Genomic DNA, 7,432 nt, shown 5'->3' with positions numbered 1-7,432 from the left:
CGTCCCCACCCCGGTGCCGGTGGGCCGCGGCAGGTCGGCGTCGCCCAGCGCCGCCTCCAGGCGCGTCTCCACCTCGTCCGGGAGCTTGAACCCGTCCGGACCGAAGACCTTGATGCCGTTGTCCTCGATGGGGTTGTGGGAGGCGGAAAGCGCCACCCCGGCGCGGTGCGCGCGCAGCCGCGCCAGCGCCGCCACCGCCGGCGTCGGGAGGATGCCGCCCAGCTCGACGTCGGCGCCGGCGGAGCACAGGCCGGCCACCAGGGCCGCCTCCAGCATCGGCCCCGACAGCCGCGTGTCGCGTCCGAGCAGCACCGGCCCCGCCCCCTGCAGCAGGCCACCCACCGCCCGCCCGACCGCCAGGGCCAGCTCGGGCGTAAGCTCCCGGTTGGCCACGCCCCGGATCCCGTCGGTGCCAAACAGGCGCGTCACGGCCGGCGCACCGTCACGGAGAGGGTGGGCGGGTGGAGCGCCCGGATCTGCACGCGCGGGGGACTCCGCCGCACCTGCGGCCGGACGCTGTGGGGCGTGCCGGGCGCGAGCCCCGCCACGTCGGCGACCACGCGGAAGTCCGAGGGGCCCAGGGGGGCCAGCGCCGCCGGCGGGCCCTCCACCTCCACCGTCACCTGGGGCGGGGCCACGGTCACCTGCGCGGAGGCCACGGCCCCCACGACCTCCACCGGGACGTCGGGGACGAGCGCCCGCACCACCAGCCGATCGATCCCCACGCGCACCGTCACCCCGCCGCTGGTCCACACGCCCGGCGGGACGCGCAGGTCCACCGTCTCCACCACGTCCCGGGTGGCCCCGTCGATGCGCACGGTGGCGGTCGGCACCACGTCGATCCCCTCCACCACCCCCGCCGGGCCGGCGATGGTGACGGTGGAGGGGGTCACCTCGATGGCGCGCACGGCGAACCCCTCCGCCGGGGCTCCGGCCACCGTCGGCACGACGGGCACGGTCTTCACGCCGGATCCGGGGCGGCCGGGGATGGTCACCTGCCGGGCCGACTCCCGGACGAAGAGCCACAGCACGGTGGCGATGAGGAACGCCAGCAGGAAGATGAGCGTCCGCTCCCCCAGCTGCCGGCGCAGCCACCCGGTCATGCGGCCTCCGCGCGGCCCGGGCGGCGCCGCCCGGTCACGAGGCTCCCCGCGCCGCCCCGTCCGCTCACTTCTGCCGGTCGGCGGCGCCCACCACCCGCTCGGCGCGCCCGCCCACCGTCCCCACCCGCCGCCAGGGCCACCAGGACGGCTGGGCGGCGGCCGCGCCGAAGAGCCCGAGCAGGTAGACCTTCAGCTCCTCCTCCGAGAGGCCGCGCGACAGCTCCCCGTCGCGGGCCACCGAGATGACGCCGGTCTCCTCGCTGACCACCACCGCCACCGCGTCGGTCTCCTCGGTGATGCCGATGGCGGCGCGGTGGCGGGTCCCCAGCGTCTTGCTGAGCGTGGGGTTCTCGCTGAGCGGCAGCAGGCAGGCCGCGGCCAGCACCCGGTTCCCCCGGATGATCACCGCCCCGTCGTGGAGGGGGGTGTTGGGGAAGAAGATCGTCAGCAGGAGCTGCACGCTCACCTGGGCGTCCACCTTGATGCCGGTCTCCACCACGTCCACGAGCCCCGTGGAGCGCTCCAGGACGATGAGCGCGCCGATCTTGCGGATGGAGAGGACGCGCGCCGCCCGGGCGATGTCGCTGACCAGGCGGATCGCCTCCTCCCGCCCCAGCGGGACCCCGAAGCCGCTCACGATGGGGGCCCCCCGCCCGAGCTGCTCGAGCAGGCGGCGCAGCTCCGGCTGGAAGAGGATGAGGAAGGCGATGGGGATGACCAGCCCCACGTAGGAGAGGAGCCAGTTGAGCGTGCGCAGGCCCAGCAGCCGGCTCACCGCGTAGACCACGAAGAGGATGCCGAGCCCGATGGCCAGCTGCACCGCCCGGGTCCCCCGGATGAGGGTCAGGATGGTGTAGACCACCAGCGTCACGGCCAGGATGTCGGCCAGGTCGCGGATGGTGAGGTCGAACGGCATCGGTCCCTGCGCGGCCCGCGCGGCCCCCGAGGGCTACGCCACCACCATGGCCAGCAGCGCCTTCTGGGCGTGCAGCCGGTTCTCCGCCTGGTCGAAGACCACGCTCTGCTCCCCGTCCAGCACCTCGTCGGTGATCTCCTCGCCGCGGTGCACCGGCAGGCAGTGCAGCACCACCGCGGTGGGCTTGGCCCGGGCCAGGAGCTGGGCGTTCACCTGGTAGGGGCGGAAGATGCGGGCCCGCTCCTCCCGCTCCGCCTCCTGCCCCATGCTGGCCCAGACGTCGGTGTAGATGGCGTCCACCCCCGCCACCGCCTCGCGGGGGTCGTCCATGAGGGTGAGCGCCGCCCCGGTCTCCCGCCCTACCGCGCGCGCCCGCTCGACGATGCCGGCGTTGGGGCGGAAGCCCGGCGGGGTGGCCACCACTACGTTCAGCCCCACCTTGGCCGCCCCCAGCATCAGCGAGTGGCAGACGTTGTTCCCGTCCCCCACCCAGGCCACGGTGACGTCGCGGAAGCCGCCGAAGCGCTCGTAGAGGGTGAGGAGGTCGGCCAGCGTCTGGCAGGGGTGCTCCAGGTCGGAGAGGCCGTTGATCACCGGGACGCGCGCCCAGCGGGCCAGCTCCACCACCGTGGCGTGCGCGAAGGTGCGGGCCATGATCACGTCCACCCAGCGCTCCAGGTTGCGGGCGGCGTCCGGGATGGTCTCCCGGGTGCCCAGCTGCGCGTCCTGCGGCGCCAGGTAGATGCTCGTCCCCCCCAGCTGCGCCATCCCCACCTCGAAGGTCACGCGGGTGCGCAGCGAGGGTTTCTCGAAGATCATCGCCAGGACCTTGCCCCGCAGCGGCTGCGTGGCCTCCCCGGCGTGGGTGCGCCGCTTCAGGTCGCGGGCGTGGTCGAGCACCGCCCACACCTCCGCCGGGGTCAGGTCGTCCATCGAGATCAGGTCGCGGCCGCGCAGGCCGATCATGCCTCCACCTCCCCGCTCTGCTCAGCTCCCGGCCGGCGCGGCTGCCGCCCGGGCCCGGGCGCGCCCGCCCCTGGCCAGCCAGTCCCCCACCACCTCGCGCAGGCCGGGGCGTGTCCGCTCCTCCAGCTCGTAGGTCACCCGCACCGCCGGCCGGTCCAGCCGCAGCAGCCGGCGCAGGTCCACCGGGGTGCCGATGACGACCGCCTCGGCCGGCGTCCGCCGGATCGTCTCCTCCAGCTCCCGCACCTGCTCCTCCCCGTAGCCCATCGCCGGCACCACCCGCTCCAGGTGCGGGTAGCGGGCGAAGGCCTCGCGGATGGCGCCCACGGCGTGCGGGCGCGGGTCGACCACCTCCGCCCCCAGCGACCGCGCGGCCAGGTAGCCGGCGCCGTAGGGCATCTCCCCGTGGGTGACGGTGGGGCCGTCCTCGACGACCACCACCCGCCGCCCCCGGATCGCCTCCGGGTCGCTCACCGTGATGGGCGAGGCCGCCTCCACCACGGTGGCGCCGGGCGCCAGCCGCGCCACGTTCCGCCGCACCGTCTCCAGGCCGTCCGGCGGCGCGGTGTCCACCTTGTTGATCACCACGACGTCGGCCATGCGGAGGTTGGCCTCCCCCGGGTGGTAGCGCCGCTCGTGGCCGGGGCGGTGGGGGTCGACGACGACGACGTGCAGGTCGGGGCGGATGAAGGGGAAGTCGTTGTTGCCGCCGTCCCAGAGGATGACGTCCGCCTCCCGCTCCGCCTGCCGCAGGAGCGGCTCGTAGTCCACGCCGGCGTAGACCACCGTCCCCCGGCTGATGTGCGGCTCGAACTCCTCCCGCTCCTCCAGGGTCAGCCCCTCCCGGTCCAGGTCCTCCACCGTGGCGAAGCGCTGCACCGCCTGCCGGGCCAGGTCGCGGTAGGCCATGGGGTGGCGGATGACCACCACCCGGCGCCCCGCCTCGCGCAGGATCGCGGCCAGCCGCCGCGCCGTCTGGCTCTTGCCGCTGCCGGTGCGCACCGCGCCCACGCTCACCACGGGGACGGCCGCCTCGAGCATGGTCTCCCGCGGCCCCAGCAGCCGGTACCCCGCCCCCGCGGCCAGGGCCTGGGAGCCCAGGTGCATGACGTGCTCGTGGGTGACGTCGCTGTAGGCGAAGACCACCTGGTCCACCGCCCCGTCCCGCAGCAGGTCGGCCAGGTGCTCCTCCGGGACGATGGGGATGCCGTCGGGGTAGCGCGGCCCCGCCAGCGCCGGGGGGTAGACGCGGTCGGCGATCTCCGGGATCTGGGTGGCGGTGAAGGCCACGACCCGGTAGGTCGGGCGGGGGCGGAAGTAGACGTTGAAGTTGTGGAAGTCCCGTCCCCCCGCCCCCAGGATGACGACGCGGATCTCGTCCATGCTCCTGCTCACGTCCCCAGCATGAAAGAAGGGTGGACGAGCGTCCACCCTCCTCCCGACCGGGCCCGGCGCCCGGTCAGCGCTTGCTGTACTGGAACCCCTTGCGCGCCCGCTTCCGGCCGTACTTCTTGCGCTCCTTCATGCGCGGGTCGCGGGTGAGGAGGCCCTGGGCGCGCAGGACGGGGCGCAGCCCCGCGTCCATGGCGGCCAGGGCGCGGGCGAGGGCGTGGCGCACCGCCTCGGCCTGCCCGTGGATCCCCCCGCCGCGCACGGCGGCGGTCACGTCCACCCGGCCCTCCAGGTTGGCGAGGCGCAACGGCTGCAGCACCGTCTGGCGCAGCAGGTCGGTGGGGAAGTAGGCCTCGACGGGCCGGTCGTTCACCACGATCCGGCCCGTCCCGGGGCGCAGCCAGACCCGGGCCGTGGCCTCCTTGCGGCTCCCGTCGGCGTGCAGCGCCGGGGCGGTCATCACGCTCATCCGTTCTGCCTCCTCCTCGGTGCCCTCGCCCGTCGACCCCCTAGCGCTTCGGCAGCGCCACCGGCTCCGGCCGCTGGGCCGCGTGGGGGTGCTCCGGGCCGGCGTAGACCTTCAGCTTGCGCAGCAGGCGCTGCCCCAGCGGGGACTTGGGCAACATCCCCCGCACGGCCTCGGTGATCAGCCGCTCGGGGTGGCGGGCCAGCAGCTCGGCGGCCGTCACGGAGCGGAGCCCGCCCGGGTAGCCGGAGTGGCGGTAGTAGCGCTTCTGCTGGAGCTTCCGGCCGGTGAGCCGCACCTTCGCGGCGTTCACCACGACGACGAAGTCCCCCTCGTCCCGGTGGGGGGCGAAGGTGGGGCGGTCCTTGCCGCGGAGCATGGTGGCCACCCGGGTGGCCAGGCGCCCCAGCACCTGCCCCTCGGCGTCCACCACCCGCCAGCGGCGGGGGTCCTGCGGTCCGGGCTTGCGCGACGGCATCACGTCACTCCACTCCCTGTAGGCCTCCAGCGGGTAGGCCTCCGGCCGGTCCCGGCGGAACCGGCGCCCCTCGGGGCAAACCGCGCGTCATTGTAGCACATCGCCGGTCCTCGGGGAGATGTGGTGTCCAGGGAGGCAGGGGCACCTCCCGCGCACTCACGACCCCCGCTCGAAGTCCTCGAACACGTCCGAGGGGAGCGGGGCGTCGAAGTCCTCGGGCACCTCGATCCGACCGGCCAGAATCCAGGCGCGCGGTAAGAGGGGTCAGAGCGACCCTTGGCGGAGTGACCCGCCAACAGACCCCTCCACGATCCGGACCGCAACCCCCTCGCTAAGAGCTCACGCTGGCCTCGAGCTCCAGAAACCGCTGCACCAGCGAGGTGGAGAGCGTCTGCTCGAACTCTACGAGCCACCCCATCAGATAGGAGCGGTCCAGGGGTGGTCCTTTGGCGAGGATGGCACGCGCGTCCTCGATGTCTCGGGGCCGGCCGGCGACGATCTTGTGGACCAGGACATCCTCCACGGAAGCAAAGTGCACCGGCACATCGTTTACCACCACCGCTCGCGTCCGGCGCAGCGCCTCCTGCTCATAGGCAGACACGGACAGGATGAAGTCAACAGGGATCTGGGTGGCCGGATCCGCGCAGGGGAGCACGTAGCTTGTCCGCGCCAGAGCCTCTGCGCCTTGTTCAGGGCGGAGGCCGGCGTCATGGACCACGCGCAGCAGCTCGGCCAGCCTGTCGGGCCCCAGTCCGACGGTGATGTCGATATCACGGGTGAGCCTGGGCTCGCCGTAGAGGATCGCGGCGTACCCGCCGATGACCATGTAGGGGATCCCGCCCCGCTCAAGGGCGGCGGCGATCCTCCCCAGGAGGGCGGAGAGTATTGATGGCTCGCGCATAGCGGATGTCCGGTTCCAGGTCCTCCGGCGGTCGCGGGTGGTCGAACGCCCCCACTTCTCGGGCAAACCGCCACATCTCCTCCAGGATCGCCAGGCTGCTCCTGAAATCCGCGGGTCTGCGCAGCCGCCGCAGCTCGAGGGCTTCCAGCTCGGGCGTCCGCCTGACCATCACTGGCCATGATACCGTGCCGGAAGCGCCCCGTGGCGAACGGGCACTTACAGGTCGACCCGGGTGTGGTCGCCCACGTTGAGCCGGCTCGCCCGCCCGATGACCCGCGCCCGCTCGCCGATCACGGCCCCGGTGACCACCGCGTCCTCGATCACCGCCTCCGGGTGGACGATGCTGTCCCGCACGATGGCGCCCACCACCTCGGCGCCCTCGGCGATGGAGGCGTACGGCCCCACCACGCACCGGCTGAGCCGCGCCCCCGGGCTGACGGCCGACGGCGGGAGGACCACCGCGTCGCTGAGGGCGGGGACGGGCGGGGCCTCCAGGTCGAGCAGCTCGCGGTTGGCCAGCAGCAGCGCCTCCACCGTGCCGCAGTCGTACCAGTGGTCGATGGGGAAGGGCCGCATCCGCTCCCCGGCGTCCAGCATGAGCTGGAGTGCGTCCACCAGCCAGTACTCCCCGCGGGCCATGCGCCGCTCCCGGACCATGCGCTCCAGCGCCTCCCGCAGCCGGGCGGGGCGCTGGATGAGGTAGAGGCCCACCACGGCCAGCCGGCTCACCGGCTCCTCGGGCTTCTCCACCAGCTGGCGGACGTAGCCCGCGTCGTCGAGGACGGCCACGCCGAAGCGGCGCGGGTCGGCCACCTTGCGCACCCCGGCCACGCTCTCGCGCTGCCCGAGCAGCTCGGGCAGGGGGGCCCGGACGATGGTGTCGCCGAAGACGATGAGCACCGGCTCCTCCTCGGTGAGGTACTCCCGGGCCACGTACACGGCGTGGCCGTTGCCCAGCGGCTCGGTCTGCTCCACGAAGTGGACGTCCAGGGCGTAGTGGCGGCGGACGTAGGTGATGAGCTGCTCACCGTGGTGGCCGATGACCAGCACCACCTGGCGCACCCCCTTGGCCACCAGCTCGTCCAGGATGTGGGCCAGGATGGGCTTCCCGGCCACGTGGAGGAGAGGCTTGGGGTGGGTGAGGGTGTGCGGCCGCAGGCGGGTGCCCAGGCCGGCGCAGGGGATGATGGCCTTCACGCTCTCCAGTGTA

9 protein-coding genes are annotated in these 7,432 nt (G+C 73.8%); all 9 read right to left on the bottom strand.

Translation table 11 applies throughout. The annotated features are described in order from the left end of the window. On the bottom strand, window positions 1–429 hold a 429-nt coding region (locus tag RB146_02355; GenBank protein MDQ7827822.1), incomplete at its 3' end, for a phosphoglucosamine mutase. Beyond that, entirely contained in the window at window positions 426–1,103 is a 678-nt protein-coding gene (locus RB146_02350; GenBank protein ID MDQ7827821.1) for a CdaR family protein, read from the bottom strand. The genes RB146_02355 and RB146_02350, both read right to left, overlap by 4 nt. A 64-nt stretch (window positions 1,104–1,167) precedes the next feature. Next, a complete protein-coding gene (gene cdaA / locus RB146_02345; GenBank protein MDQ7827820.1) occupies window positions 1,168–2,019 on the bottom strand; it encodes a diadenylate cyclase CdaA in 852 nt (283 codons plus the stop codon). A gap of 33 nt (window positions 2,020–2,052) precedes the next feature. Further along, entirely contained in the window at window positions 2,053–2,985 is a 933-nt protein-coding gene (argF, locus tag RB146_02340) for an ornithine carbamoyltransferase (protein MDQ7827819.1), read from the bottom strand. Between the two features lie 21 nt (window positions 2,986–3,006). Beyond that, complete coding sequence (locus tag RB146_02335; GenBank protein ID MDQ7827818.1) at window positions 3,007–4,368, bottom strand: cyclic 2,3-diphosphoglycerate synthase; 1,362 nt, start codon at window positions 4,366–4,368, stop codon at window positions 3,007–3,009. Between the two features lie 76 nt (window positions 4,369–4,444). Continuing rightward, entirely contained in the window at window positions 4,445–4,837 is a 393-nt protein-coding gene (gene rpsI / locus RB146_02330) for a 30S ribosomal protein S9 (protein ID MDQ7827817.1), read from the bottom strand. Between the two features lie 49 nt (window positions 4,838–4,886). Next, window positions 4,887–5,321, bottom strand: coding sequence for a 50S ribosomal protein L13 (gene rplM / locus RB146_02325; protein MDQ7827816.1), 435 nt, complete (start codon window positions 5,319–5,321; stop codon window positions 4,887–4,889). A gap of 331 nt (window positions 5,322–5,652) precedes the next feature. Then, window positions 5,653–6,222, bottom strand: coding sequence for a nucleotidyltransferase (locus RB146_02320; protein ID MDQ7827815.1), 570 nt, complete (start codon window positions 6,220–6,222; stop codon window positions 5,653–5,655). A 216-nt stretch (window positions 6,223–6,438) separates the two neighbouring features. Continuing rightward, on the bottom strand, window positions 6,439–7,419 hold the full coding sequence (locus RB146_02315) for a sugar phosphate nucleotidyltransferase (GenBank protein ID MDQ7827814.1): 981 nt from the start codon (window positions 7,417–7,419) through the stop codon (window positions 6,439–6,441). Between the last annotated feature and the right edge of the window lie 13 nt (window positions 7,420–7,432).

The organism is Armatimonadota bacterium, from assembly GCA_031081585.1.
Lineage (GTDB): Bacteria > Sysuimicrobiota > Sysuimicrobiia > Sysuimicrobiales > Humicultoraceae > Geohabitans > Geohabitans tengchongensis.
The sequence above is the reverse complement of the archived record's forward strand: the minus strand, read 5'-3'. Positions and strand labels throughout refer to the sequence as shown.